A 25,853-nucleotide genomic window follows, 5' to 3' on the forward strand; every position below is an offset into this window, starting at 1 on the left:
TATTAAACTTCACATCGGGATAATAAATGCATATTAAATAGCTTTCTATCCCTCTATCCAGTGTTGTATTGACTTGTTATAAGAACACAATAGTCGCGTCAATGTGCTTAGATAGCAACAACAATGGCAAGTTTGATATCGATGAGTTGCCACTAATTTGTCTTTATTGAATAACCCTATCTATTCAACGTATCTGAGGTTATTTATCGCGTCTGTCGCCAATAACTCGGGCAGGATTTCCAGCAACAATGGCAAAATCGGGTACATCTTTTGTAACAATGCAGCCCATGCCAATCACCGCACAATCCCCAATGGTGACACCGTCAACAATGCCTGCCTGAGCGCCAATCCATACATCTTGGCCTATCACTACACCTTTTGATGTCGCGGGTTGTTTATAAATGGGTGCGCTGGGTGACATACCATGGTTAAAAGCATAAATCGTGACGTTGTTAGCAATACGTGTTTGGCTGCCAATTTTTATACCGTTACGGCCCCCATCTAAGCTGCAGCCATGGTTAATGGCCACTTCATTGCCTAGGGTAATTGGGCCATGCATAAACACATCAGCGGCAATCATACATTGATCGCCAATGATAATGTCCCTACCAGGTTCGGCAAAAAGTTGAGCTTGTGGGGCAATAAAACATTGTTCACCTACATGAATGGTTTCAAGCTGACATAGCCGTTGTTGAATGTCATCTTGCCAAGGTTTTGCCCATGTTAAATGTTTTGGTTTAAGTGAAAAATACAGCCATGGCATCCATGATAAGCGTTTTTTATGTTGAGCTTGGTAATCTATGTCTGCCATTGATTTAATCCTTCAGCAGTTCAACTTTTGTCGGTTTGAGTTCTAACACTTCAATACCTTGAGCTGTGATATGCCAAAAGATATCTAAGTCGTATAAAGCCACTTGATAAAGTTTGTGATCATTTTTGGCTTTTTTGTATGCAGGACGAGGATCTTGTGACAATACTCCTTCAATAAGCGCGGCTAAATCTTGGTACTGCTCTTGTTGGCTGTAGTGATTTATTTGCTCTGTCGCTAACGATGTATAAGTCAGTGGGATGAGGATTGGGGCTTCTTGGGCGATGCCGCCTTTGGCGTCTAAAATAGCATCAGAAAAAGGAATATAAGGTTTAATATCGACAATTGGCGTGCCGTCTAATAAATCCATTCCAGATATTACTAAGCACACTTTTCCTTTACGTTGGATAACTCCATGGAGTTTTACCACTGATTGGCCAATACCATTTGGACGAAATGTGGAGCGTGTAGCAAAAACGCCCAGTTTTTCATTGCCGCCTAAACGAGGAGGGCGAACGGTGGTTTTCCAACCTTGAGCCAGATTTTCATGGAAACAGAATAATAACCATAAGTGTGAATATTGCTCTATTCCTCTTACTGTATCAATATGATTAAACGCGGGTTCAAACTCTATATAACCTACCGCATTGACTAAACCTGGCTGACGAGGAATACCAAACTTTTGTTTGTAAGGTGTTCTGCATATTGCAACAGCATTTAATTGGCTGCTAAACGGAACGCTAGATTTATGATTCATTAGATCTGTTTGACTGTGTCGATCGTTGCTTTGTGTCATGCGATACCTGAATTAAGCAAACAAAGGGAGTTATAAATCAAATATAAAAAATGTTGATGAGTGTTATATGAGCACTCATCATTTATGGGCAGCCAATATAATATATTGAGTTGTTATTTTTCTGTAGGAGTTTTAATGGCTTGACCGACACAAAGTGCACGGCTAAAACAACTATTGTCTGCTTCAGTAATCATAAAACAGCTTTTAACCACAAAACCATTTGCACCCATATCTGCAGCAGCTCTTCTGGCATTGCTTCGTGCTACGGCCATTTGTGGTGGTGCATCTTGTTTGCTTTCTTGGCAGGCTTCGCCTTCCACTAAACCTAAAGTTTCAAACGTTCCTTTAGGTTGATCACTACCTTCATATAACTGTACATCACCGACTTTAAAATAATCATTGATCGCTTTACTGTCTAAATTACTTTTGAACGTATAATCACTCGCACAAGCGCTCAATAATAGTGCTATACCTGAAGCAATAAATGCATATTTAAGAGGAAAAGTCATAGCCGTAGCCTTCTATTAATGGGGAATGGATCAACGATGGTTAGTTTACCTTTTCTCATGGCGATGATAAAGCGCTCAAATGTTATAAAAAAAAGAGCTTACCGGAGTAAGCTCTTTTTTTATTTTAAAGGATAACGGTGTGGTTAACCCTTAATCAGAATAATTATTCCATACCAGGAATTAAGAATTCGCTCATATTTTTGCCGCTATCAACTTGTTGTTTGAATACGGTAGGCATACGACCTTGGCCAGTCCATTGAATTAATTCACCATCAACAGTGATTTGATATTTTGGTGGGCGCGGTGCACGTTTAGGTTTAGCTGTTTTAACAGAAGAGGTCACATCACCTAAATCTTCAATTGATAAACCACTGTTTTCAATTTGAGCAAGAATTTCAGCAATACGAGCGTTACGCTCTGCATTAGCTTCAAGTTCTAATTTCTCTTCTTCTTGACGTTCGGTAATGATTTTTTCTAATTTCGCCGCTGTTTCACGTAAATCATCAAGAGACAATTCTTTTACTGCAGCTTTAAAACGACGGCCGTGGGTTAATATGTCTAAAAAGTCACTCATGTTGTATAGTTTCCTAATGATTTATTTATAAAATAAAAGTTATAAGAGATAAAAAGTATCAACGTTCCGTGTAAGTTTCAGTACTTCATATTGTTTATTTGGGTCGTTATTATTAATATAAGTCAGATTAATTCTCTGATTATTACTAATACAGCTTAATCAATACTGAATATAGCTGTAATAATAGAAACTATTTGGCATTGAATCAAATAAAATCATCTAATTATGCAATTAATTTTAATTAAGCATTCCCATTAAGTAATTAATGATCCACTACTTGTTTAGTTTGATTGCCACCACAATAACAAAAAATATGTAAACAGTCGTTTGACTTTGATTGACGTTAACGTTAACAGGACGTAAAGTTAACCCATCTTGCATTGGCGAACGCCAGTGTGTTGTCCATATACATTGAAGGTGTAGGAAGGAAAACCTATGAAAGTATTGGTGCCTGTTAAACGCGTAGTTGATGCCAATGTGAAAGTCAGGGTAAAAGCTGATAACACAAATGTTGATACGACCAACCTTAAAATGGCGTTAAACCCATTTTGCGAAATAGCGGTAGAAGAAGCTGTTCGCCTCAAAGAAGCTGGCATTGCCACTGAAGTTGTAGTGGTAAGTGTTGGCCCTAAAGCGGTGCAAGAACAATTAAGAACCGCAATGGCACTGGGTGCCGACCGAGCGATTCATATTGAGACCGATGAAGAGTTAGTGCCTCTTTCGATTGCTAAGCTGTTAAAGGCAGTGCAAGAAAAAGAGCAAGCACAACTCGTTATTTTTGGTAAGCAGTCAATTGACGGCGACAATAACCAAACGGGTCAAATGCTCGCAGCATTAACTGATATGCCACAAGCGACATTTGCATCAGAAGTCAAAATTGATGGTGACATGATTACGGTTACACGTGAAATCGATGGCGGACTACAAACGCTGAAAATGCCTTTGCCTGCGATTGTGACGGTAGACTTACGTTTGAACGAACCTCGTTATGCTTCATTACCTAATATTATGAAAGCTAAACGCAAGCCATTAGAGATTATGGCTGTGGCTGATCTTGGTGTGAGCTTAAGAGCGCATCAAACAGTACTTAGCGTCACACCTCCAGTTGAGCGTAAAGCGGGCATCATGGTGTCTTCTGTTGAAGAGTTAGTTGATAAGTTAAAAAATGAAGCGAAGGTGATCTAATATGACCATTTTAGTATTAGCAGAACACGATAATGTCAGCCTGAAAACTGACACGGCGAAAGTAGTTAGCGCTGCAACAGCCATTGGTGGTGATATTCATGTACTGGTTGCTGGTGCTGATTGTTCTGCCGCAGTAAGTGCAGCACAAAGTTTAGCGGGCGTGAGTAAAGTGTTAGTAGCTGATGCTGCTCAATATGGTGCTCAACTAGCTGAAAATGTATCAAAATTGGTTGTTGATATTGCCGGAGACTATGAACACATTCTGGCTGCAGCAACCAGTATAGGTAAAGATACATTGCCTCGCGTAGCAGCATTATTAGACGTTGCCCAGATTTCTGAAGTGATTGAAGTTGTAAGCAGTGACACTTTTGTACGCCCTATTTATGCGGGTAATGCGCTTGCAACAGTGCAAAGCTTAGATGCTAAGAAAGTCATGACTGTGCGCTCAAGTGCGTTTGATGTTGTAGCATCAACAGGCAGTGCTGAAGTCATCAACTTAAGCCAAGCAATTGATTCAAAAACTGAGTTTGTTTCTCAGTCACTCACTGAATCAGCCCGTCCTGAACTCGGTAATGCTGGCATTATTGTGTCTGGCGGCCGTGGTATGGGCAGCGGTGAAAACTTTGCCATTTTAGAACAACTAGCCGATAAGTTAGGCGCAGCAGTAGGTGCATCACGTGCAGCTGTAGACGCGGGCTTTGTACCTAACGACTTGCAAGTTGGGCAAACGGGTAAGATTGTCGCCCCTAACTTGTACATTGCAGTGGGTATTTCTGGCGCGATTCAACATCTTGCTGGCATGAAAGACTCAAAAGTAATTGTGGCCATTAACAAAGACCCTGAAGCCCCTATTTTTCAAGTGGCGGATTATGGTTTGGTTGCCGACTTATTTGAAGCGGTACCGGCATTGAACAACCTCGTTTAATCAGATGTTAAGTCGCTAAACGGAGGAGTTGATTAAGCTCGTGTTGTTCAGCCGACTTTGACGCGCTATTAAACGTTCTGTTGTACGATTAAAAAGGTTTCTACTCATAAGGTAGAAACCTTTTTTATTGGGCTACTCTTGGATTTCTCTTGGATTTAGTACTGGTTTAGGTGTTGATTTTTAAAAATTCAGTTCAAATATCCAGGGTTTGATGCGGTTGCTGTTTTTGTGCCCATTACACTAGTGTGCATTTGATTTAAAAACGTTAAACTAATGCTATGCAATTGTGGTTTAAATTGATGTTGTTGTTATTTGTCGTGCTGTTTAGTGCTTTTTACTGGCGCAGAATATGTAATTTATGATTGTATGTTCGCGTTGTGTGTAATGAGCTTTAACTACAAACAACAAAAGTAGAGGTGCGTTGCATAAAAGTCATGTTGAATTGGGTGATGCCAATAATTCGACATAAAAGGGTGCAATGCCGAAATAAATGGGGTTATCAGCCGTATTTGTTGGGGCAGTTCTCGAAAGGGACTGCACTGTCATAGTGTTTTTATCGACTTGATAAAAAGAATGATATTCATATTAAATGGATATTACTGTGGAGTGCTACTAGTTAAGTTAACGCATACACTTCCTGTGTATGTTTAGCCTTATTTCTAGTTTTTCTCCATTCGTATCCAACGAAGAAATAATTAAATTATGATAATAAGTTATGCCGATTCGGCACTTTCTGTTTTGCCACCACTTGTGGCTATTACTCTGGCTATTTTAACTCGTAAAGTATTGCTATCTTTAGGGGTTGGCATTGTTTTCGGCGCCTTATTACTAACCGATTTCTCATTGGTTGGCAGTGGCGAATATATCTTAAATACAGCCAGCCAGTTAGTTTGGAAAGACGCCGGACTGAACAGTTGGAATGTGTACATTTTAGGCTTTTTGATTGTGCTGGGTATGATCACAGCATTGATCACTGTCAGTGGCTCTGCTCGTGCTTTTGCTGATTGGGCTAAATTGCGTATTCGCAATAAACGTGATGCCAAGTTAATGACCATGTTTTTAGGCTGTGTAGTGTTTATTGATGATTACTTTAATAGTTTAGTCGTCGGCTCGATTTCACGTCCAATCACAGATCGCTACCATATTTCGCGTGCCAAATTAGCTTATATTCTTGATTCCACCGCTGCGCCGGTGTGTGTTATTTCTCCCGTATCTAGCTGGGGTGCATACATTATCGCCTTAATTGGCGGTATTTTAACGGCTCATGGATTTACAGATTCTGGTCATTTGAGCGTCTTTATTCAAATGATCCCAATGAACTTTTATGCCATTTTTTCGTTATTATTATTACTGTGTGTTGCAACGTTTAGCTTAGATGTTGGCCCAATGCGCCAGCATGAATTAAACGCACTGCGGGGTAACTTGTTTGATGAGTCAAAAGGCCAACCCCCTGGCGCTGTTACAGATTTACCTGAAGCCGATACCGGTAAAGTGATGGGCTTATTTTTACCTATCGCGGTATTGGTGTTTGCGACAGTGTATTTTATGGTTTCAAGTGGCGCCGATGTGTTAGCAGCAAAAGGCTTACCGTTTAATGTACTTGGGGCATTTGAGAATACCGATGTTAGCTCGTCACTATTTTTTGGCTCTGTAGTTGGTCTTATTGCGACGCTCATTCTTGCTATTCAGCAAAAAGTTGACTTGTCTATGTTACTCAAAGGCATGTCGGTTGGCGCGCGCTCGATGTTGCCAGCCATTTACATATTACTTTTTGCATGGACAATTTCGAGTGTGATTGGACAGCTTGAAACCGGTAAGTACATGGCAAGTTTAGCCACTGACAATATTCCGTTTGCGATGTTACCTGCAGTGTTATTCCTATTAGCGGGTATTACCGCATTTGCGACAGGAACAAGTTGGGGCACGTTTGGGATTATGTTGCCTATTGCAGCAGATATGGCTATGGGAAGTGATAGTACTATGATGTTGCCAATGTTGGCCGCAGTATTGTCTGGTGCGGTATTTGGCGATCATTGTTCGCCCATTTCTGACACCACTATATTGTCGTCAACCGGTGCCAGTTGTCATCATATTGATCACGTGGTTACTCAACTGCCGTATGCCTTAATTGCCGCTTTCATCAGTTTAGTCGGTTACACCGTATTAGGTTTTACTGGCTCATTAATCGCAGGGTTAGTTTGCTGTAGCGTGTTGTTTGTCATCAGCATTGTAATATTACACTTTTGGGCTAAGAAGTAATTTTTTTAACTAAGCCCTACTGTATGTAGGTAGATGTCCAATTTAAGCTGTAATAAAAATGCCGTATTCGTTATGAATACGGCATTTTTATTTGTTATTACGATGTTGGAAAAGGTAATATGAACGACATTCACTAGCTAAACATTAGGACGCTTCATTTTGGCGCAACTGTACTTTTATTATTCGGCGATGAATGCCGGTAAATCAACATCATTACTGCAGTCTTCTTATAATTATCGTGAGCGCGGTATGCACACTTTAGTGATGACGGCATCGATAGACAATCGTTATGGTGTCGGCAAAGTGTCATCACGTATCGGCATCGAAACCGAAGCGCAGGTGTTCGGTAGCACTGATAATTTAATTGAGTTAATTTCGACGTCGAATGATGAGCAAAAAATTCATTGCGTATTGATTGATGAAAGTCAGTTTTTAAGTAAAGAACAAGTTAGACAGATTACTCATGTTGTTGATAATCTTGATATTCCAGTATTGTGCTATGGTCTTCGCAATGATTTTCAAGGCGAACTATTTCCAGGCAGCCAATATTTATTAGCCTGGGCTGACAAGTTGGTTGAGCTTAAAACTATCTGTCATTGTGGCCGTAAAGCTAACATGGTCGTGCGTCTTGATCATGACGGTAAACCGATGCGCGAAGGCGAGCAGGTTGCCATTGGCGGTAATGAAAGTTACGAGTCGGTTTGTCGAAAGCATTTTCGTGAGTTTTTGTGGGATTAAGTCAAACCCAACTTAACTGAATAAAAAAGCCGCTTCAAGTTAATTGATGCGGCTTTTTTGCGTGTCACTATTTATTAAAAATCGGCTTCTGCGAAATCGACAATATCTGCACTACTCGATTCAATTTGTTTGCGTAAGCTGCGGGTTTGGCTGCCCCAATAGCTCATAAAGAATTGTGCGGTTTTAAGTTTAGCTTGGTAAAAACCCGTCTCTTCAGTACCCGCTTCTAATGCGGCTAATGACGTTACAGCAACGCGAGTCCACATCCATGCTAGTGCGGTAATTCCAAACAACTGCATATAGGCCATTGACGCTGCACCAATAAGATCAGGATTCTTACTGGCTGACTGCACAATAAAACCGGTCGCTTTTTCAAGATCGCCTGCGGCATCCATTAAGCCTGCAAGATAAGGTTTCATTGCGTCATTAGCCGCGTTTTGCTGAATTAATTCCTTCACCATACCTGACCACAAAGTTAATGCTGCACCTTTGTCGGCAAGTAATTTACGGCCGACTAAATCGAGTGCTTGTACCCCATTTGTGCCCTCGTAAATCATTGCAATACGGATATCACGCACAAACTGCTCCATACCCCATTCATTAATATAACCATGGCCGCCATAGACTTGCTGGGCATCGACACAAGCTTTAAAGCCTTGGTCGGTGACAAAGCCTTTAACAATCGGTGTAAATAACGCAGCAAGTGCATTAGCTTGTTTGGCTTTTTCTGGATCGGTATGACGTTCTACTTGGTCAAGCCACAGCGCTTGTTGACCCATTAGCGCACGTGTACCTTCGTTGAACGACTTTTGTGATAACAACATACGTCGCACGTCGCCATGGACTAATAATGAGTCTGCAGCTTGCTCTGGCTGCTTAACACCACTTAATGCACGGCCTTGAATACGCTCTTTGGCATAAACGAGAGCATTTTGATAAGCAATATCTGATACGCCTAAACCTTGAATACCGACACCTAAACGTGCTTGGTTCATCATGGTAAACATGGCTTTTAAACCTTGATGTGCTGCACCAACAAGTTCACCTATTGCGCCGTCAAAATGCATCACACATGTTGAGTTACCATGAATGCCCATTTTATGCTCAAGACCTGTTGCGCTAAGCTTGTTAGCTTCGCCTAAGCTACCATCGGCATTCACTAAAAACTTAGGTACAGCAAATAATGAAATACCTTTAACACCGTCCGGTGCATCTGGTAAACGCGCTAATACTAAATGAATGATGTTGTCGGCTAAGTCGTGATCGCCAGACGAAATGAAAATTTTCTCACCGCTAATAGCAAACAGTTCATCACCAGCAGGAACCGCTTTAGTGCGCAGTAAGGCTAAATCTGTACCCGCATGAGACTCTGTTAAGTTCATGGTGCCGGTCCATTCACCACTGACCAGTTTGGCTAAATATTTTTGCTTTAGCGCATCGCTGCCGTGAACGTGAATCGCTGAATAAGCGCCATGGGTTAAGCCTGGATACATGGCAAACGCCATATTAGTGGCTGTTTTCATTTCGGTTGCAAATGTACCGATAACTTCGGGTAAACCTTGGCCACCAAATTCAGGATCGCAAGTTAATGTTGCCCAACCATCTTGTACGTATTGTTTATAAGCTTGCTTGAACCCTGTAGGGGTAATGACCTTACCATCAACCAGTTTACAACCTTCTAAGTCTCCACTGGCATTGAGTGGCAACATGATGTCAGTGCTGAAATCGGCAACACCTTGTAAAATCGCATCAGTTAGCTCAGCATCTAACTCATCAAAACCACGTAAATCAGTTTGTTGATAGACATTAAGCAGTTCAGATAGAATGAATTGATAATCGCGAAGAGGAGCTTGGTAAATTGGCATAAGATCATTCCTTGGTTATGTTGTATTTTAGTTGGGTCTCGGCAACAAAATGTAGTTAGTTACTGGTCCAATCAGATAGTTGATTTATCTAACCATACCCAATTTCGAGTAAAAACTCAGTATTATTTTTACGTAAACGTAAACTTAATTTTATACGTTTAATGTACCGATTTATTTACTCTGAAATATGCGTATTGTTAGCCTCTTTATTAATACCGTAATCACCTATAGAAAGTTCAGTACTGATGAACCATTTTTTTTGCTCTGCAAACGAATACAGAATCGTTTTTGTCCGGTCTATGAGTTATCTACAAAAATTATCTATCCAAAATTATCTATCAAAAGAATACGCCATCAAAAAGGGGCTAGTGATGAAATTAGTTTGGTTTGGAATAAGTATATTGGCATTGTTCTTTTTGTCTTTCATGCCGTTACACATAGCTGATGCGGCGTCGAAGATGGAAGAATCCGTTGCTCCTAACTTTGAGTTAACTCATGCTGATGGTCAGCCATTTAATCTACATGACTACGCGGGAAAACCAGTCATTTTGCATTTTTGGGCTACATGGTGTCCATATTGTAAAAAACTTCAACCCGGCTTAGAAAAGCTGCGGCTTAAATATCAACATACAGACTTACAAATGATTGGTATTAGTTTTAAAGAAGATGTCGGCGCAACTCCCGGACAAAGCTTGCTAGAACGAGGGGTAAAGATGAAAACGTTGGTTTTAGGAGATGAGGTTGCTAAGTTGTATGGCGTAAGAGGCACACCGACAACAGTATTTATTGACCGCACTGGCCATATTGCGTGGGTGACAAATACATCTAATCCTGACGATCCTAATTTAGAAAAAGCGCTGCAGTTTTTAGTAGACTGATCATTATGTTACTCAGTACTGATATTTCAGTCGAAATGACTTAAGCGGTTAATGCTGCTTACTTAACGTATATTTCAAAATAAGCGGCCCTATTAGGGTCGTTAGGGCGATAATCATAACTAATATTGCAAACTCTTTAGCTGGTATCACCCCAAGTTGACGGCCCATTTCCGCGAAAACTAGCCCAACCTCTCCACGAGGTACCATCGCGGCACCAATGATACATTTTTCTTGCCAGTTCTGACCTGCTATTAAACCTGCCACGAACTTACTTAATACAGCAATAAACGCTAACCATCCTAGAATGACTAAACCTGTAAAACTTGAATCTAGCTGGCTGAGATCGAGGCTAATTCCGACATAAACAAAAAATATCGGGCTGAATATTTGCACCAGCGGGCGAGAGGACAGTTCTAGTTTATAAGTGTAAGGAAAGGGATTTTTCAAAAATTTATTTAATGGCGAAGTAAACTGCCGCGATATACCCATGCCAACTGCAAACCCACCTAATATTGCTGGTGTGCCAAACCAGTGTGCCAGCCACGCAAACATGCTAATCAGTGACATTACCACAAACACTTCATAACCCGGGATATTCGTTTTGGGACGTAACCAGCGGGTAAAATAAATGATAGCTCTAACAAGTGGGGGGCTGAAAACGATAAAACTGGTTATCGTGATAAACAACATCAGTGTTGAGCTTAATGCCAATTCACCTGAGGAAGCAAAATGAAACAACAAACTAAGCAGTATCACTCCGACAATATCATCAATTACCGCGGCTCCAAGAATAATATGTCCAGCTGAACTTTGGGTCTGTTTGTATAGTGTTAACACGCGCATTGATATACCAATGCTGGTGGCGGTGAGGGCACAACCAAAAAATAAGGCTGTAAAAGGTGCTAGGGACAACCAATAAAGACTGGCAAGTCCTGTTGTTAATATGGGTAAAGCAATCCCTAATAATGCGACCCGAACAGCTTGACCTCCTGCATTGACGAGCCGTTTAATTGAGGTTTCGCACCCAATATCAAAAAGTAATAGGATAACCCCAAGTTCTGCGATAATAGCTAATGTGCTATTCGGTTCTACCCAATTGAGAATTGATGGCCCCAGTAATATCCCTGCAATAACTTCACCCACCACGCTTGGACACCCAAGTTGGTCGCTCAGTTCACCGAGTATTCTACCTACCACTAGAATAAAGAATAATGACATTACAAAACTATCTATTGTCATTTTGTCTGCCTTAGTTTGCGCTATATCCCTTGATTCGATTTGATCTCAGAAAGTTGATTACGATCAACTTACTGATTAATTATTAAACACAAACGTACTCTATTGACTAAACTAATGATAGCTAATAAGACATGATTTACTGTGTTTTAACGGAAAAAATATTTAGTTGGAACTTTCAATTATTTACTATTTGAGCTAGGTGAGTTGGTTATTTGGACGACTGTTTTTAACGGTGACATTTGCCTATAAAGCTCAGCTGATGGGGTTTTTAGTTCAAGTCCCCAGCAATGAAGATTGTTATATAGCACAACTAATCAGGACATCACTATTTCAGTAGCTGTACATCAAAAAATTGGCAGACTTAAGGAGAAGGAAATGGATAAGGTGTTTATTATCGCGCAAATGGAACAAGCACACACCGATGCGATAGCGAGCGGTTTGCTGTTAGCTAAGCAATTGAACAAAAATGCGGAAGTTTTTGCTTATTCTTATGCTTATTTTAGTGGTCCTGAAAGTTATAACCCTCGTTTAGTCAGCGTTGCTCAAAAGCAGTTAATGGATCAACGAGAAGCTGAATTAAAGCAGCATCTCGTGGATCTTAAAGGTGAAGATATTCCGGTACACATGGTGTGGAGCAAATATTTATTTGAACATGCCTGTCATCATTCTATTCGTCATGGATTTGACCTTATGGTGAAGGCTGTACATCATGCAGACCATTATTTATCCACTGACTGGCAGTTGATACGCCATACTCGGATCCCGTTATTATTATTAACCAGTAATCCACTCACTAAAGGCAACGCAACGTTGATGGCTGTCGATCTTGCTACTCATGATCCTATTAAACAACAGCTCAATAGCGTTGTAGTGGCATATGGTAAGCAACTTGCAGAAGCTACAGGGACCAAATTACATTTAGCGTTTGTGCTTAGGGTACCCAAAATATTACGAGATATGGATTTGATTGATACCCATGCTCTTGTTAAAAAGGCATATAAAGATCATCAAAAACAGATTGCTCAATTTAATATGGATCCCGAATGTATCCACATTATTGCTGGTGAGCCTGAGCTGTGCTTGTTTGAGCTAGCCTGCAGATTGAAGAGTGAATATTTTGTGATTGGTGCTCGGCAACGAGAAGGATTATTAGGACGGATTATAGGTAATACTGCTGAGTTAGTTTTAGAGCGGATGCGCAGTAACGTATTGATTATTCCAGCAGATGATCAATTGCTTGCGCCTTTAACCTGGTAGTTTTTCTGCAAATTAACGGTCACATCAAGGAACCGTTAGGTATTTTTAGTTAGTTGTCATTTTAAAAAATACAAAAAAGCCCGCATTACTGAGTATATCCAGAGTGGCGGGCTTTGTTATATTAACCATTTAAGATTAATTAAAAAGTCATTTCTGGCACATGGTCTGGTACCACTAACTTACCAGCTGTTTTTGTGACGATTTCTTCAACAGACACGCCAGGGGCACGTTCAAGTAAATGGAAAGCGCCATCTTTAATTTCCATAAAGGCCAAATCTGTCATTACGCGTTTAATGCAACCATAGCCCGTCAATGGCAGTTCGCATTTTGACAATAACTTTGAGTTGCCGTATTTGTCTGCATGCATCATGGTGACAATAATGTTGTCAGCACCAGCCACTAAGTCCATTGCGCCGCCCATGCCTTTAATCAGCTTGCCTGGGATCATCCATGAGGCGATAGAGCCGTTAACATCAACTTCGAAAGCGCCTAATACGGTTAGGTCTACGTGGCCGCCACGTATCATCGCAAAGCTCTCTGCCGATGAAAAGAATGACGCCCCAGCAACTGCGGTAACTGTTTGTTTGCCGGCGTTGATGAGATCAGCGTCTATGGTTTCTTCGGTTGGAAACTCGCCCATGCCGAGTAGACCGTTTTCAGATTGCAGCATCACTTGCATGCCTTGTGGAATATAGTTAGCCACAAGAGTAGGGATACCAATACCTAAATTAACGTAAAAACCGTCTTGTAATTCTTTTGCTACGCGCTGGGCGAGTTGTTCTCTGGTCAGTGCCATGGTGTTGTCTCCCTTATTTCGCAGCTTTGACGGTACGTTGTTCGATACGTTTCTCAAAGCTGGCTTTGATAATGCGATCAACATAAATACCTGGTGTATGAATGTGGTCTGGATCTAACTCACCCGGTTCAACAATTTCTTCAGCCTCAACCACGGTAATTTTACCTGCGGTGGCCATCATTGGATTGAAGTTAGCGGCGGTTTTTCGAAATACCAAATTACCCATGGTGTCGGCTTTCCATGCACGAACTAAAGCAAAGTCTGCCGTCAATGATTCTTCTAATACGTAGTGACGACCTTTAATTTCGCGCGTTTCTTTACCGTCAGCAATCGGCGTGCCGTAACCTGTTGCGGTGAAAAATGCCGGAATACCCGCACCACCAGCACGAATTTTTTCAGCCAATGTGCCTTGTGGCGTGAGTATCACATTAAGCTCACCAGACAACATTTGTTGTTCAAAGGTGGCATTTTCGCCAACATAAGAGGCTATCATGGTTGAAATTTGATGTTGTTTAAGTAACAAGCCTAAACCAAAATCATCAACACCAGCGTTGTTTGAAATAGCAGTTAAGCCTTTAACACCCAATTTAACCATGTGGTTTATTAAGCCTTCAGGAATACCACACAAACCAAACCCGCCGACCATAATGGTCATGTCGTCATTCAGTCCTGCCAGTGCTTCTTCATAGCTGTGGACGACTTTATTGAATCCTGCCATCTTGTTGTCCTTATCGTTATATTGATATCAACGGTTAGCGGTATGCTACGTTAACCATTTTTAGTATATGTGATTACGTTCTGATTGCATTTGCCACTTTAGACCCATTGCTTCGGCCTAATGCGCGACTTATGTTGTCGCCAGCAAATGCAAGCTTAGCTAAGTCAATGCCGGTATCTATTCCCATGCCATGGATCATGTAGACCAGATCTTCAGTGGCGATATTACCGGAAGCGCCTTTTGCATATGGGCAACCACCAAGACCGGCGACTGATGCATCAAACACGCTGACACCAGTGTCGAGACAGGCCAGAATATTGGCTAATGCTTGACCGTATGTGTCATGAAAATGCAAGGCTAACTTATCAACCGGAACCACTTTGGCGACAGCTTCAACCATTTGCCGCGCTTTATTGGGAGTGCCAACACCGATGGTGTCGCCTAATGAGATTTCGTAACACCCCATTTTATAAAGGATCTCAGATACTCTCGCGACTTCACTCACTGCAATGTCGCCTTCGTACGGACAACCCAGCACACAAGACACGTAGCCACGCACTGCAATCCCATGTTTTTTGGCGGCTTCCATTAACGGAATAAAGCGCTCGATTGACTCATTGATTGAGCAATTAATGTTTTTTTGACTGAAACTTTCTGATGCCGCGCCAAAAATAGCCACTTCATCCGCACCTGCAGCAAGGGCTAATTCAAAGCCTTTTAGGTTAGGCGTTAATGCACTGTAAACTACACCAGCTTGTCGTTTGAGTTGCTGCAATACAGCATCAGAATCGGCCATTTGTGGCACCCACTTAGGTGACACAAAGCTGCCTGCTTCAATACGCTTAATACCTGCATCACCAAGTTGAGTGATTAGCGTGAGTTTGTCTGCAGTGGTCACCGGCACTTCGTTTTGTAAACCGTCACGCGCGCCGACCTCAAAAATGCTCACTTTAGTCGGTAACATTTACGCTTCCTCGATGTTAGCTTCAGAGGCTAATGGTTCAACGTTTAATAGTTGTGCACCGTCACTGACAAGCTCACCGCTTTGGAAATAAAACTCACTCACCACGCCATCAAACGGCGCTTCGATGGTGTATTCCATTTTCATGGCTTCCATCACTAATAAGCCTTGGCCCGCTTTGACTTGTTCGCCCACTTCCACTAAATGAGTCACAACAGTGCCATTCATTGGTGCTTTAAGCTTATCAGCATGGTTAATCACTTCTTCAATCACTTGAGCCAATATGGCTTTAAAGTGATAACTGCCAGATGGTAAAAATAGCGTAAAGTCATCGCCTTGATGGCTAACAGGAATTTTGCTCTTATGGCCATTAATTTCGGCTAAGAGTAAGTCAGCTTTCAGCTCACCCGCTAACGTCAATACTTGGTCGTGTAAACACAATTGATATTGCTCGCCAACGGCGGTAAGCAACAAGTCATGCTGTTGCACTTCGGCGGATACGTCAGTTAATAACGACACACGATGCACGCTTGAACTGTTTAGTCTAAAGCCGCTCACTAGGCCCCAAGGTGAATACGGATCAGCACTGTTAATGGCCAGCGCTTTTGCCGCTTGCTTACGTGACAATACCTGAAAAAGTCCTGCTAGTGCTAACGCAGTATCTGCTTCAATAGCTGCGTCACCAATTAAGGTGTCGCCATAACGCTCAATAAAGTCAGTACAGAAGTCTGCCGCAGCAAAGGCTGGGTGTTCAGCAATGTTGGCTAAAAACTCGATGTTATGTTTAAGGCCACTGATTTGGTATGACTCAAGTGCGTGTACTAAACGTTGTAGTGCGCGAGGGCGCGACTCATCCCATACAATCAGCTTGGCGATCATCGGGTCATAAAAGTTACTGATGACATCGTTTTCACGAATACCAGAATCGATACGCACGTGACGATTTTGTTCTGGTTCACGTAAAAAATTGAGCTTGCCACTGGCCGGTAGAAATTCGTTTTGCGGATCTTCAGCGTAAATTCGCACTTCAAATGAGTGACCATGAATACGCACTTCATCTTGGCGCAGCGGTAATTCAGCACCACTGGCGACCAGTAATTGCCATTTGACTAAGTCTTGGCCTGTGACCATTTCAGTAACAGGATGCTCCACTTGCAAACGGGTATTCATTTCCATGAAGTAGAAGCTGTTATCAGTATCCAGTAAAAATTCAACGGTACCCGCACCAACATAATCAATGGCTTTGGCGGCTGCAACGGCTGCGTTCCCCATCTGAGCTCGTAGTTCGTCTGACAAACCTGGAGCAGGTGCTTCTTCAACCACTTTTTGATGGCGACGTTGAATAGAGCAGTCACGATCCGATAAATAAATCGCATTGCCATGAGTGTCGGCAAATACTTGTACTTCAACATGACGTGGTTGACGTAAGTAGCGTTCCATTAACAGTTTGTCATTGCCAAATGACGAGCTGGCTTCACGGCGTGCTGATTTAACCGCTTCAAGGGTTTCGCCTTCGTTTTCTACGATACGCATCCCTTTACCGCCACCACCATAGGCCGCTTTAATCAGTAACGGGAAGCCAACAGCTTTGGCTTCTGTTATTAACGTGGCATCCGTTTGATCGTCGCCATGATAACCCGGCACTAAGGGCACATTGGCTTTTGACATGATTTTTTTGGCGGCACTTTTGCTGCCCATCGAATCGATAGCATCACTGCCAGGGCCGATAAAGGCGATACCATTTTGCTCACATTTACGAGCAAACTCAGCATTTTCAGACAAAAAACCATAACCAGGGTGAATGGCTTCCGCGCCCGATTTTTTAGCTATCTCGATAATTAAATCAGCTTTTAAATATGAGTCCGCTGGGGCGCTGCCACCTAGATAAAACGATTCATCTGCCATGGCTACATGGCGGGCATCTTTGTCTGCATCGGAATAAAGGGCTATGGTGCGAACACCCATGGTTTGAGCCGTTTTAATAATACGGCAAGCAATTTCACCACGGTTAGCAATCAGTAATTTGGTAAACATTATTGGGCTCCTTGTGGATCAGATTTAGCGGTTTGCCATGTTGGCGTACGTTTTTCAAAGAAAGCATTAAGGCCTTCTTGACCTTCATCTGATACACGAATCCGAGCAATTTGCTCGCTGGTAAAATTGAGCGTAGCGTCGTCAATCACGCCGTTTTCTAAATGCGATACGAGATTTTTTGCCCATGCCATGCCCTGAGGACTGTTGGCATTAAATGCGGTGATAAAAGGGACCGCCGCTGCATCTAAGTCGTCGTTAACTTCATGAATGACTTGATGGGTTAAGGCAACATCAGCACTAAAGCGTTCAGCGGTCAGCATAAAGCGACGCGATTGGCGATTACCCATAGCACGAACCACATACGGACTTATCACAGCAGGGATAAGCCCCAGCTTGACTTCGCTTAAGCAAAAGCTTGAACGGGTGTTGGCAATGGCAATATCGCAACAACAAATTAGTCCTAAAGCGCCACCAAAGGCCGCGCCTTGTACTAAGGCAATAGTGGGTTTTGGAAACTTGTCTAACACGTGCATCAGCTTGGCAAGCTCATGGGCATCAGTCAGATTTTGTTCAAAGTCCATTTTTGCTTGTTTGCGCATCCAATTGAGGTCGGCGCCAGCACTGAAGTTTTTACCATTAGCACGCAAAATCAACATATTGCATTGATTGTTACTGGCAAAGCTTTCGATAGCCTGGATCATCTCGCTAATCATCACTTCATCAAAGGCATTATGCACTTCAACGCGGTTTAAAATGAGCTCTGCCACCCCTTTGTCTAGACGGCATTCAATGAACTTATATTGGTTTGATAACATTATTTATTACTCCTTATTAGCTGAATTAACCGCACAATTACATGCGGAACACCCCAAAGCGGGTGTCTTCAATAGGAGCATTTAATGCTGCCGATAAGGCTAAGCCGACCACATCACGCGTTTGTGCAGGGTCGATAATGCCATCATCCCAAAGTCGGGCACTGGCATGATACGGATGACCTTCTTTTTCGTATTGTTCAACAATTGGTTTACGGAAGGCTTGCTCGTCTTCTGCCGACCATTCAACGCCTTTACGCGCTAAACCATCGCGGCGCACTGTGGCTAATACACCAGCAGCTTGTTCGCCACCCATTACCGAAATACGGGCGTTTGGCCACATCCACATCATGGTCGGTTCAAATGCGCGACCACACATGCCGTAGTTACCCGCGCCATAACTGCCACCGATAATCACGGTAAATTTAGGCACGTTAGCGCAAGACACTGCGGTCACCATTTTGGCACCATGTTTAGCAATGCCTTCGTGTTCGTACTTTTTACCCACCATAAAGCCGGTAATATTTTGCAGGAATAACAGCGGAATTTTACGTTGGCAACACAGTTCAATGAAGTGAGCGCCTTTTTGCGCCGATTCAGAAAATAAAATGCCATTATTGGCTACAATACCGACAGGATAACCATGAATACGGGCAAAACCACACACTAGGGTTGCACCATAGTTAGCTTTAAATTCGTCAAAGTCAGAGTCATCAACCACACGGGCAATGACTTCTTTTACATCAAACGGCTTTTTAAGATCAGTACCAACAATGCCGTACAATTCATGGATATCGAATTGTGGTGGTTTGACTGGACTTAATAAGCTTTTGATTTCTTTTTGATGATTAAGTCGCAGTACTGCACGGCGAGCGAGTTCAAGCGCGTGGTCGTCATTTTGCGCTAAATGATCGGCAACACCCGATATTTTAGTATGAACTTCTGCGCCGCCAAGCTCTTCTGCGCTGACTTCTTCACCGGTAGCCGCTTTCACTAATGGAGGCCCGGCTAAAAAGATGGTGCCTTGATCTTTAACAATAATAGACTCATCGGCCATTGCAGGAACATAAGCACCGCCTGCGGTACACAAGCCCATGACGACAGCAATTTGCGGAATACCTTTGGCTGACATTTGTGCTTGGTTATAAAAAATTCTGCCGAAATGATCGCGATCTGGAAATACTTCATCTTGGCGAGGTAAATTCGCGCCACCAGAATCGACTAAGTAGATGCACGGTAAGTGACAACGGCTGGCGATGTCTTGCGCGCGTAAATGCTTTTTAACGGTAATCGGGTAGTAAGTGCCGCCTTTGACCGTGGCATCGTTGGCGATAATCATGCACTCAATACCACTGACACGACCGATACCAGCAATAACGCCTGCCGCTGGGACTTCTTCGTCATAGACTTCGTAAGCGGCAAATTGCGATATTTCTAAGAAAGGTGAACCTGGATCGAGCAGCTTTTCAACGCGCTGGCGCGGCAATAACTTACCACGAGATAAATGGCGTTCTAAGGCAACAGGGCCGCCGCCTTGTTCGATTTTTTTTAGTTTTTGTTGAAGATCATCGACCAATAACGCCATGCTGTCTGACTTGGCTTTAAATTCGTCACTGCGAGGATTGATACGGCTGCTCAGTTGCGTCATTTCTATATCCTTAATGAAGCAAAAAATAAGGGGGGCTTGATTAAGGCGACATAGCACGCTTGATATGTCGCCTTCGTACTGCAAAAACTGGTTATTTTGACTCGTTAAACAATTCGCGACCAATTAACATGCGGCGAATTTCAGAGGTGCCTGCACCAATTTCGTAAAGCTTAGCATCACGTAATAAACGACCTGTTGCGTACTCGTTGACATAGCCATTGCCGCCCAGTAATTGAATGGCATCTAAGGCCATTTTAGTGGCAAGCTCAGCGCTGTATAAAATCGCACCAGCGGCGTCTTTACGGGTAGTTTCACCGCGGTCACATGATTTAGCCACACTGTAAACATAAGCGCGTGCAGCATTCATACCCGTGTACATATCGGCTAATTTACCTTGTACCAATTGGAATTGACCAATCGATTTGCCAAATTGTTCACGCTCATGAATGTATGGCACTACGATGTCCATGCAAGCAGACATAATGCCTAATGGGCCACCAGACAACACTACTCGTTCGTAATCAAGGCCGCTCATAAGCACTTTTACGCCATTATTGAGGCCGCCTAAGATGTTTTCTTCTGGCACTTCACAGTCTTCAAATACAAGTTCACAGGTGTTTGAACCGCGCATACCTAACTTGTCGAGTTTTTGGGCTTGGCTAAACCCTTTAGATCCTCGTTCAACGATAAATGCGGTAATACCATGTGCACCTTTTTCTAGGTCAGTCTTGGCGTAAATAACATAGGTATGGGCATCTGGACCGTTAGTGATCCACATTTTATTGCCGTTAAGGATGTAGCGGTCACCTTCTTTGCGAGCATGCAGTTTCATTGACACTACATCTGAACCGGCATTGGGTTCGCTCATGGCAAGTGCACCAATGTGCTCGCCACTGACGAGTTTAGGTAAGTATTTGGCTTTTTGAGCGTCATTACCATTACGATTAATTTGGTTCACACATAAGTTTGAGTGGGCGCCATAACTTAACCCTATAGATGCTGAAGCACGGGAAATTTCTTCCATTGCCACCACGTGCGCAAGGTAGCCCATGTTAGCGCCGCCATATTGCTCATCAACGGTTACGCCTAATAGCCCCATATCACCAAGTACTGGCCATAATTGATTAGGGAACTCATTGTCGATATCGACTTGGGCGGCCATAGGTGCAATTTCGTTGGCGGCAAAACCGCGAACGGCGTCGCGTAACATGTCAACATCTTCACCTAAACCGAAGTTTAAGCTGGTATATAAATCGCTCATTTGCATGTGTCCTGTTGAATTTTTATTATCGTCTGGCAAAACATTTGCTGCCAACGCTTTTTTTGCACGTTTTTGGCAGTTGGATAAAACTTGTTTGGCTTAATTGAGTTAGCTATTTTTTTATTGAGTTTTATTTGGCTTTTTTAGCCGAGTTGTCGGCTAGTGCTGCTTTGCACTGTTGTTCGGCTGAATTAAGTTCCATTAACACCACTTTAATGTCGTCCATTTGCTGCTGTAGAGCTGATTTTTTTTCATTGACCAAATCCAGCATGGTATTGAGCTGTGTTGAGCTACTTTTATCAGCATCGTAAAGCTCAAATAATCGACGAGTTTCAGCTAACGAAAATCCAAGACGTTTACCGCGTAAAATAAGTTTTAAGCGCACTCTGTCTTTCAGGCTGTATATACGGGTTTGTCCGCGACGCTTAGGTTTAATCAAGCCTTGGTCTTCGTAAAAACGAATACTGCGGGTGGTGATATCAAATTCTTTTGATAAGTCACTGATTGAATATGTTGATTGAGGAATGTGGGTTGTGCTCATCATGTCACCAAAAGTGTTTCTTTTGATGCAAGATATATGAAGTTTACGTAAAGGTAAAGTTTGCTAGATGGTTTTCAGTTTAATGCGTGTTAATTTTGCTTGCCACTCAAACACTAATTATACATTAACATATTGTTATTTAGTGTATTTTATTATTGATAGTATTTGACCTGCACAAGTTAAACACTCGATTGAAACTAAAGGTTTTTTTGTTGGTTTTAGTGGTTGTTATCCCTTTGTCTAATAGGGGTATTTAATGAATTCTGCTCATAATCACTGTAATAAAAGTTGATTAACGGAGAACAATATGGCTGATGTAGGACTATCAATGCACGCACAATCGATAGCCGATCCCGAAGTGTTTTGGCAGCAAGCCGCTGAAGCTATTAGCTGGGATCTTGCGCCCCAAACTGTACTTGATGATAGCAATAAGCCTTTTTACCGTTGGTTTGCTGATGGCAAGATGAATACTTGTTTTAATGCCGTAGACCGCCACGTATTGGCGGGAAGAGGTGAGCAAACCGCTATTCATTATATTAGCCCTGTGACGCACAACGAATACTCAATTAGTTATCAATCTGTGTTGGCTCAGGTAAAACGCTTGGCTGGATTGATGGTGTCACTTGGTGTTGAAAAAGGCGACCGAGTGGTTATTTACATGCCAATGGTGCCAGAAACAGCTTATGCCATGCTGGCATGTGCACGGATTGGTGCGATTCATTCTGTGGTGTTTGGTGGTTTTGCTGCCAATGAGCTTTCTACGCGTATCAATGATGCGAAACCTAAGTTAATTCTGTCTGCTTCATGCGGCATTGAACCTTCTGGTGTCGTACCGTACAAACCTTTACTCGATGACGCATTATCTCAAGCGCAACATCAAGTAGATCATTGCATTATTTTAAATCGTACAGAATATCAAGCACAACTACAGTCACCAAGAGATCTGGATTGGTACAATTCACTGGTGGGTGCGCCTGACGCTGATTGCGTGTCGCTCGATGCGACCGATCCTTTATATGTTTTATATACCTCTGGTACCACTGGCCAACCTAAAGGTGTAGTACGTGATAATGGTGGCCATGCAGTCGCATTAGCATGGTCGATGAAACACATTTATGACATTGGGGTCGGTGATGTTTTTTGGGCTGCATCTGATGTGGGCTGGGTGGTAGGCCATTCATATATTGTTTATGGGCCATTGCTGGTGGGTGCGACGACCATAATGTACGAAGGTAAACCTATTGGTACCCCTGATGCGGGTGCATTTTGGCGTATTATCGAACAAAAAAATGTTCGTAGTTTTTTTACCGCACCTACAGCTATTCGGGCTATAAAACGAGAAGATCCAGAAGGCGAGTTTATTAAACAATTTGATTTAACTTGCCTTAAGCAAATGTATTTAGCGGGGGAGCGTTGCGATCCTGACACCTTAAACTGGAGTCAGCAGCAGTTAGGTAAACCAGTGATTGATCATTGGTGGCAAACTGAAACTGGTTGGCCTGTCGCGGCAAACTTGATGGGCACCGATCCGATAGAGATTAAAGCCGGATCGCCTGCGCGAGCAGTACCTGGATACCAAGTGGAGATTCTTGATGCGATGGGGCAACAAGTGGCTCCTAATGAAAGTGGTAATGTGGTGATAAAGCAACCTTTACCTCCAGGCACATTAACGACCTTGTGGCAAAATGATAAACGCTATATCGACAGTTACTTGTCTATGTATCCTGGTTATTACTTAACTGGAGATGCAGGTTATGTCGATGAAGATGGTTATTTATACATTATGAGCCGAATTGACGACATCATAAATGTTGCCGGACACCGTTTATCTACGGGTCGATTTGAAGAAGTTTTATGTCAGCATGAAGCGGTGGCCGAGGCTGCGGTAATTGGTGTGCAAGATAAACTAAAAGGCCAGGTGCCTCTTGGATTAGTAGTCCTTAAAAATGGCGTTACCTTGTCAGATGAAGCTCTTTATAAAGAGTTACTTGCCTTGGTACGTCATGAAATTGGCCCAGTGGCTTCATTTCGGCTGGTAAGTGCTGTGCAAAAGTTGCCTAAAACCCGCTCTGGAAAAATATTACGCGCCACAATGCGTAAAATTGCAGACAATCAAGAGTACACCATGCCAGCAACGATTGAAGACCCACAAACCTTAGATATTGTCCGGAATGCGTTGACTAAAATGGGTTATGCTAATGCACTAACTACTGAGATAACATGATGTTACTCTTCAATATTTAGCCATGCCAAATGATAAGGTGATTTTAAATCGAAACCATAAAAAACCAGTGTTTTTATGGTTTTTTCTATTGTGACACGATGTTATCTCCTAATAAACAGATTGGGCATACATTGTAAAAAACAGCGTTTCCGCGTTTTGTTACTGGTAATTTAGTTACAAGAATCGCTATAATTGCCACCCAAATGGATTCGCACTACGCGATTAATCTCTGTGACCTGTGGAAACATACACTATGAATAACCACACCCAACAATCTCACGTCGGCGTTATCGGCCTTGGTGTTATGGGCAAGAACCTCGCATTAAACATTGCTGACAACGGCTACCATGTTGCAGTTTTCGATTTAGATACTCCAAAAGTCAACGCTGCTGTGGCTCAAGAAGAAAGTGAGCGTAAAGCCGGTACGGCACCGCGCATGCAGTCATGTAATAATCTTACAGAAATGCTGGCTAAATTAGTTGAGCCTCGAGTTATTGTATTATCTGTGCCTGCTGGTGCGCCTGTTGACGGTGTATGTAAATCGTTAATTGAAGCTGGTATTGAAGCCAACGATATCGTTATTGATACGGGTAACAGCCTTTGGACCGACACGGTAGAACGCGAAGCACGTTATAAAGATCAGTTTGTTTTCTTTAGCTCTGCAGTGTCTGGTGGCGAAGTAGGTGCACGTTTTGGCCCATCTCTCATGCCTAGTGGTGATGAAAAGGCATGGCGTTATGTTGAGCCAATTTGGAAAGCTATTGCTGCTAAAGTGGATTCAGCAACGGGTTTACCGATAGAGCGTTTTGAGCCAGGCAATCCGGTAACCGAAGGTGAGCCGTGTACGACTTATATTGGTCCTGCTGGTTCTGGTCATTACGTTAAAATGGTTCATAACGGTATTGAATATGCTGATATGCAACTTATTTGCGAAGCGTATCAATTGCTCAGTGACGGCTTAGGCATGTCTGCTCATGACATTGGTGACGTGTTCAATGGTTGGAATAAAGGCATTCTTAACAGTTACCTTATGGGGATTAGTGCTGAAGTCTTACAACAAGACGATCCATTAACCGGTAAGCCATTAGTTGAAATGATTTTAGATAAAGCAGGCCAAAAAGGCACTGGTTTATGGACTGCAGTGAGCAGCTTGCAAATTGGTTGCCCTGCGCCAACGATTGCTGAAGCCGTTTATGCACGCGCTGTGAGCACTCAGAAAAACTTGCGTATGCAGTTAAGCTCGAAGTTAGCAGGACCTGCACCAGTCAGTTTTAGTGATGCTGAAAAAGTGGCATTTATTGCTAATCTTGAAGATGCATTATACTGCGCTAAAGTGTGCTGTTATGCGCAAGGTTTTCAGTTAATGGCGATGAATGCTAAAGAGCAGAATTGGTCTTTAGATTTTGCTGAAATTGCTAAAATTTGGCGAGCGGGTTGTATTATCCGTGCTACGTTCCTACAGTCAATTACTAAGGCTTATCAAGAAGATGCAAACCTTACGAACTTATTAATGGCTGACACTTTTAGTCAAACATTATCGCAAAAACACCTTAACTGGCGTAAAACGGTCGCAGCTTCTGTTATGCAGGGCATTCCTGCTCCATGTATTAGTTCGGCTATTGCCTATTACGACAGCTACCGCTGTGAGACATTACCCGCTAACTTGTTACAAGGTCAGCGCGACTTTTTCGGTTCACATACTTTTGAACGCACCGATAAACCCGCTGGTGAGAAATACCACTTAGACTGGAGTGCGAAGCAGCGTACTTTAGCTAAGGTGTAATTAGTCTTACATTATAAAAAGGCGCTTCATTGTAAAATGAAG

Annotated in this window: 22 protein-coding genes and 1 riboswitch; of the genes, 8 read left to right on the forward strand and 14 right to left on the reverse strand. The window is 42.5% G+C overall.

The window, feature by feature from the left end:
• Positions 1–199: 199 nt before the first annotated feature.
• The 4 genes from AAEY97_RS13605 to AAEY97_RS13620 form a co-directional block, all read right to left on the reverse strand.
• Positions 200–811 (reverse strand): acyltransferase, encoded by a 612-nt coding sequence (locus AAEY97_RS13605; protein ID WP_350999373.1) that lies wholly within the window; start codon positions 809–811, stop codon positions 200–202.
• A 4-nt stretch (positions 812–815) separates the two neighbouring features.
• Positions 816–1,565, reverse strand: a complete 750-nt coding sequence (gene tsaA / locus AAEY97_RS13610; protein ID WP_350999376.1) for a tRNA (N6-threonylcarbamoyladenosine(37)-N6)-methyltransferase TrmO — start codon at positions 1,563–1,565, stop codon at positions 816–818.
• A 152-nt stretch (positions 1,566–1,717) separates the two neighbouring features.
• A complete protein-coding gene (gene rcsF / locus AAEY97_RS13615; RefSeq protein ID WP_350999379.1) occupies positions 1,718–2,113 on the reverse strand; it encodes an Rcs stress response system protein RcsF in 396 nt (131 codons plus the stop codon).
• A gap of 163 nt (positions 2,114–2,276) precedes the next feature.
• Complete coding sequence (locus AAEY97_RS13620) at positions 2,277–2,687, reverse strand: H-NS histone family protein (protein WP_101086534.1); 411 nt, start codon at positions 2,685–2,687, stop codon at positions 2,277–2,279.
• 435 nt (positions 2,688–3,122) lie between these two features.
• Between AAEY97_RS13620 and AAEY97_RS13625 the strand changes: the two genes are divergently transcribed.
• The 4 genes from AAEY97_RS13625 to AAEY97_RS13640 all read left to right on the forward strand — a co-directional run bounded on the left by AAEY97_RS13625 (position 3,123) and on the right by AAEY97_RS13640 (position 7,794).
• Positions 3,123–3,872 carry an electron transfer flavoprotein subunit beta/FixA family protein gene (locus AAEY97_RS13625; RefSeq protein WP_059744357.1) on the forward strand — a complete coding sequence of 250 codons (750 nt, stop codon included), beginning with the start codon at positions 3,123–3,125 and terminating at the stop codon, positions 3,870–3,872.
• A 1-nt stretch (position 3,873) separates the two neighbouring features.
• Positions 3,874–4,797 (forward strand): electron transfer flavoprotein subunit alpha/FixB family protein, encoded by a 924-nt coding sequence (locus AAEY97_RS13630; protein WP_101086535.1) that lies wholly within the window; start codon positions 3,874–3,876, stop codon positions 4,795–4,797.
• Positions 4,798–5,200: 403 nt separating this feature from the next.
• A riboswitch (Lysine riboswitch) is annotated at positions 5,201–5,417 on the forward strand.
• Between the two features lie 79 nt (positions 5,418–5,496).
• Complete coding sequence (locus AAEY97_RS13635) at positions 5,497–7,056, forward strand: Na+/H+ antiporter NhaC family protein (protein WP_182744757.1); 1,560 nt, start codon at positions 5,497–5,499, stop codon at positions 7,054–7,056.
• A 159-nt stretch (positions 7,057–7,215) separates the two neighbouring features.
• Positions 7,216–7,794: a thymidine kinase gene (locus tag AAEY97_RS13640; RefSeq protein WP_101086537.1), complete on the forward strand. Its 579-nt coding sequence runs from the start codon at positions 7,216–7,218 to the stop codon at positions 7,792–7,794.
• A 74-nt stretch (positions 7,795–7,868) separates the two neighbouring features.
• Here AAEY97_RS13640 and AAEY97_RS13645 read toward each other — a convergent pair whose 3' ends face one another.
• Positions 7,869–9,659 carry an acyl-CoA dehydrogenase C-terminal domain-containing protein gene (locus AAEY97_RS13645; RefSeq protein ID WP_192116301.1) on the reverse strand — a complete coding sequence of 597 codons (1,791 nt, stop codon included), beginning with the start codon at positions 9,657–9,659 and terminating at the stop codon, positions 7,869–7,871.
• Positions 9,660–10,030: 371 nt separating this feature from the next.
• On the opposite strand from AAEY97_RS13645, the gene AAEY97_RS13650 reads away from it, so the two are divergent.
• Positions 10,031–10,537, forward strand: coding sequence for a TlpA family protein disulfide reductase (locus AAEY97_RS13650; RefSeq protein ID WP_243756290.1), 507 nt, complete (start codon positions 10,031–10,033; stop codon positions 10,535–10,537).
• A 48-nt stretch (positions 10,538–10,585) separates the two neighbouring features.
• Here AAEY97_RS13650 and AAEY97_RS13655 read toward each other — a convergent pair whose 3' ends face one another.
• The gene (locus AAEY97_RS13655) at positions 10,586–11,776 is read right to left on the reverse strand and encodes a cation:proton antiporter (protein WP_350999384.1); all 1,191 of its coding nucleotides are present in this window, start codon (positions 11,774–11,776) and stop codon (positions 10,586–10,588) included.
• A gap of 375 nt (positions 11,777–12,151) precedes the next feature.
• On the opposite strand from AAEY97_RS13655, the gene AAEY97_RS13660 reads away from it, so the two are divergent.
• Positions 12,152–13,033, forward strand: coding sequence for a universal stress protein (locus AAEY97_RS13660; RefSeq protein ID WP_101086540.1), 882 nt, complete (start codon positions 12,152–12,154; stop codon positions 13,031–13,033).
• Positions 13,034–13,172: 139 nt separating this feature from the next.
• Here AAEY97_RS13660 and AAEY97_RS13665 read toward each other — a convergent pair whose 3' ends face one another.
• From AAEY97_RS13665 to AAEY97_RS13700, 8 genes are all read right to left on the reverse strand, one after another.
• Positions 13,173–13,829 carry a 3-oxoacid CoA-transferase subunit B gene (locus AAEY97_RS13665; RefSeq protein WP_182744745.1) on the reverse strand — a complete coding sequence of 219 codons (657 nt, stop codon included), beginning with the start codon at positions 13,827–13,829 and terminating at the stop codon, positions 13,173–13,175.
• 13 nt (positions 13,830–13,842) lie between these two features.
• Complete coding sequence (locus AAEY97_RS13670; RefSeq protein ID WP_192116302.1) at positions 13,843–14,547, reverse strand: CoA transferase subunit A; 705 nt, start codon at positions 14,545–14,547, stop codon at positions 13,843–13,845.
• Between the two features lie 73 nt (positions 14,548–14,620).
• Positions 14,621–15,511, reverse strand: a complete 891-nt coding sequence (locus AAEY97_RS13675) for a hydroxymethylglutaryl-CoA lyase (protein ID WP_192116303.1) — start codon at positions 15,509–15,511, stop codon at positions 14,621–14,623.
• Positions 15,512–17,542 (reverse strand): acetyl/propionyl/methylcrotonyl-CoA carboxylase subunit alpha, encoded by a 2,031-nt coding sequence (locus tag AAEY97_RS13680; protein ID WP_192116304.1) that lies wholly within the window; start codon positions 17,540–17,542, stop codon positions 15,512–15,514. It abuts the gene before it with no gap.
• Positions 17,542–18,357: an enoyl-CoA hydratase-related protein gene (locus tag AAEY97_RS13685; RefSeq protein ID WP_192116305.1), complete on the reverse strand. Its 816-nt coding sequence runs from the start codon at positions 18,355–18,357 to the stop codon at positions 17,542–17,544. The genes AAEY97_RS13680 and AAEY97_RS13685 overlap by 1 nt, the downstream gene beginning before the upstream one ends.
• A gap of 37 nt (positions 18,358–18,394) precedes the next feature.
• Positions 18,395–20,002 (reverse strand): carboxyl transferase domain-containing protein, encoded by a 1,608-nt coding sequence (locus tag AAEY97_RS13690; RefSeq protein WP_059744381.1) that lies wholly within the window; start codon positions 20,000–20,002, stop codon positions 18,395–18,397.
• 91 nt (positions 20,003–20,093) lie between these two features.
• On the reverse strand, positions 20,094–21,263 hold the full coding sequence (locus AAEY97_RS13695) for an isovaleryl-CoA dehydrogenase (RefSeq protein ID WP_101086546.1): 1,170 nt from the start codon (positions 21,261–21,263) through the stop codon (positions 20,094–20,096).
• Between the two features lie 130 nt (positions 21,264–21,393).
• The gene (locus AAEY97_RS13700; protein WP_101086547.1) at positions 21,394–21,804 is read right to left on the reverse strand and encodes a MerR family transcriptional regulator; all 411 of its coding nucleotides are present in this window, start codon (positions 21,802–21,804) and stop codon (positions 21,394–21,396) included.
• A 307-nt stretch (positions 21,805–22,111) separates the two neighbouring features.
• On the opposite strand from AAEY97_RS13700, the gene AAEY97_RS13705 reads away from it, so the two are divergent.
• Positions 22,112–24,028 carry a propionyl-CoA synthetase gene (locus tag AAEY97_RS13705; RefSeq protein ID WP_192116306.1) on the forward strand — a complete coding sequence of 639 codons (1,917 nt, stop codon included), beginning with the start codon at positions 22,112–22,114 and terminating at the stop codon, positions 24,026–24,028.
• Between the two features lie 253 nt (positions 24,029–24,281).
• A complete protein-coding gene (gnd, locus tag AAEY97_RS13710; RefSeq protein ID WP_162023560.1) occupies positions 24,282–25,811 on the forward strand; it encodes an NADP-dependent phosphogluconate dehydrogenase in 1,530 nt (509 codons plus the stop codon).
• The last annotated feature ends 42 nt before the right edge of the window (positions 25,812–25,853 follow it).

This window comes from Shewanella sp. TB7-MNA-CIBAN-0143 (genome assembly GCF_040310065.1).
In the GTDB taxonomy this organism is placed as follows: Bacteria; Pseudomonadota; Gammaproteobacteria; order Enterobacterales; family Shewanellaceae; genus Shewanella.

Bases quoted from the DNA above. Each gene is read 5' to 3' on its own strand.
- AAEY97_RS13675 (WP_192116303.1), bottom strand. From the start codon at position 15,511: ATGTTACCGACTAAAGTGAGCATTTTTGAGGTCGGCGCGCGTGACGGT.
- AAEY97_RS13625 (WP_059744357.1), top strand. From the start codon at position 3,123: ATGAAAGTATTGGTGCCTGTTAAACGCGTAGTTGATGCCAATGTGAAA.
- rcsF (WP_350999379.1), bottom strand. From the start codon at position 2,113: ATGACTTTTCCTCTTAAATATGCATTTATTGCTTCAGGTATAGCACTA.
- AAEY97_RS13690 (WP_059744381.1), bottom strand. From the start codon at position 20,002: ATGACGCAACTGAGCAGCCGTATCAATCCTCGCAGTGACGAATTTAAA.
- AAEY97_RS13620 (WP_101086534.1), bottom strand. From the start codon at position 2,687: ATGAGTGACTTTTTAGACATATTAACCCACGGCCGTCGTTTTAAAGCT.
- AAEY97_RS13670 (WP_192116302.1), bottom strand. From the start codon at position 14,547: ATGGCAGGATTCAATAAAGTCGTCCACAGCTATGAAGAAGCACTGGCA.
- AAEY97_RS13660 (WP_101086540.1), top strand. From the start codon at position 12,152: ATGGATAAGGTGTTTATTATCGCGCAAATGGAACAAGCACACACCGAT.
- AAEY97_RS13695 (WP_101086546.1), bottom strand. From the start codon at position 21,263: ATGAGCGATTTATATACCAGCTTAAACTTCGGTTTAGGTGAAGATGTT.
- tsaA (WP_350999376.1), bottom strand. From the start codon at position 1,565: ATGAATCATAAATCTAGCGTTCCGTTTAGCAGCCAATTAAATGCTGTT.
- AAEY97_RS13605 (WP_350999373.1), bottom strand. From the start codon at position 811: ATGGCAGACATAGATTACCAAGCTCAACATAAAAAACGCTTATCATGG.
- AAEY97_RS13645 (WP_192116301.1), bottom strand. From the start codon at position 9,659: ATGCCAATTTACCAAGCTCCTCTTCGCGATTATCAATTCATTCTATCT.
- AAEY97_RS13630 (WP_101086535.1), top strand. From the start codon at position 3,874: ATGACCATTTTAGTATTAGCAGAACACGATAATGTCAGCCTGAAAACT.
- gnd (WP_162023560.1), top strand. From the start codon at position 24,282: ATGAATAACCACACCCAACAATCTCACGTCGGCGTTATCGGCCTTGGT.
- AAEY97_RS13680 (WP_192116304.1), bottom strand. From the start codon at position 17,542: ATGTTTACCAAATTACTGATTGCTAACCGTGGTGAAATTGCTTGCCGT.
- AAEY97_RS13705 (WP_192116306.1), top strand. From the start codon at position 22,112: ATGGCTGATGTAGGACTATCAATGCACGCACAATCGATAGCCGATCCC.
- AAEY97_RS13700 (WP_101086547.1), bottom strand. From the start codon at position 21,804: ATGAGCACAACCCACATTCCTCAATCAACATATTCAATCAGTGACTTA.
- AAEY97_RS13665 (WP_182744745.1), bottom strand. From the start codon at position 13,829: ATGGCACTGACCAGAGAACAACTCGCCCAGCGCGTAGCAAAAGAATTA.
- AAEY97_RS13650 (WP_243756290.1), top strand. From the start codon at position 10,031: ATGAAATTAGTTTGGTTTGGAATAAGTATATTGGCATTGTTCTTTTTG.
- AAEY97_RS13655 (WP_350999384.1), bottom strand. From the start codon at position 11,776: ATGACAATAGATAGTTTTGTAATGTCATTATTCTTTATTCTAGTGGTA.
- AAEY97_RS13685 (WP_192116305.1), bottom strand. From the start codon at position 18,357: ATGTTATCAAACCAATATAAGTTCATTGAATGCCGTCTAGACAAAGGG.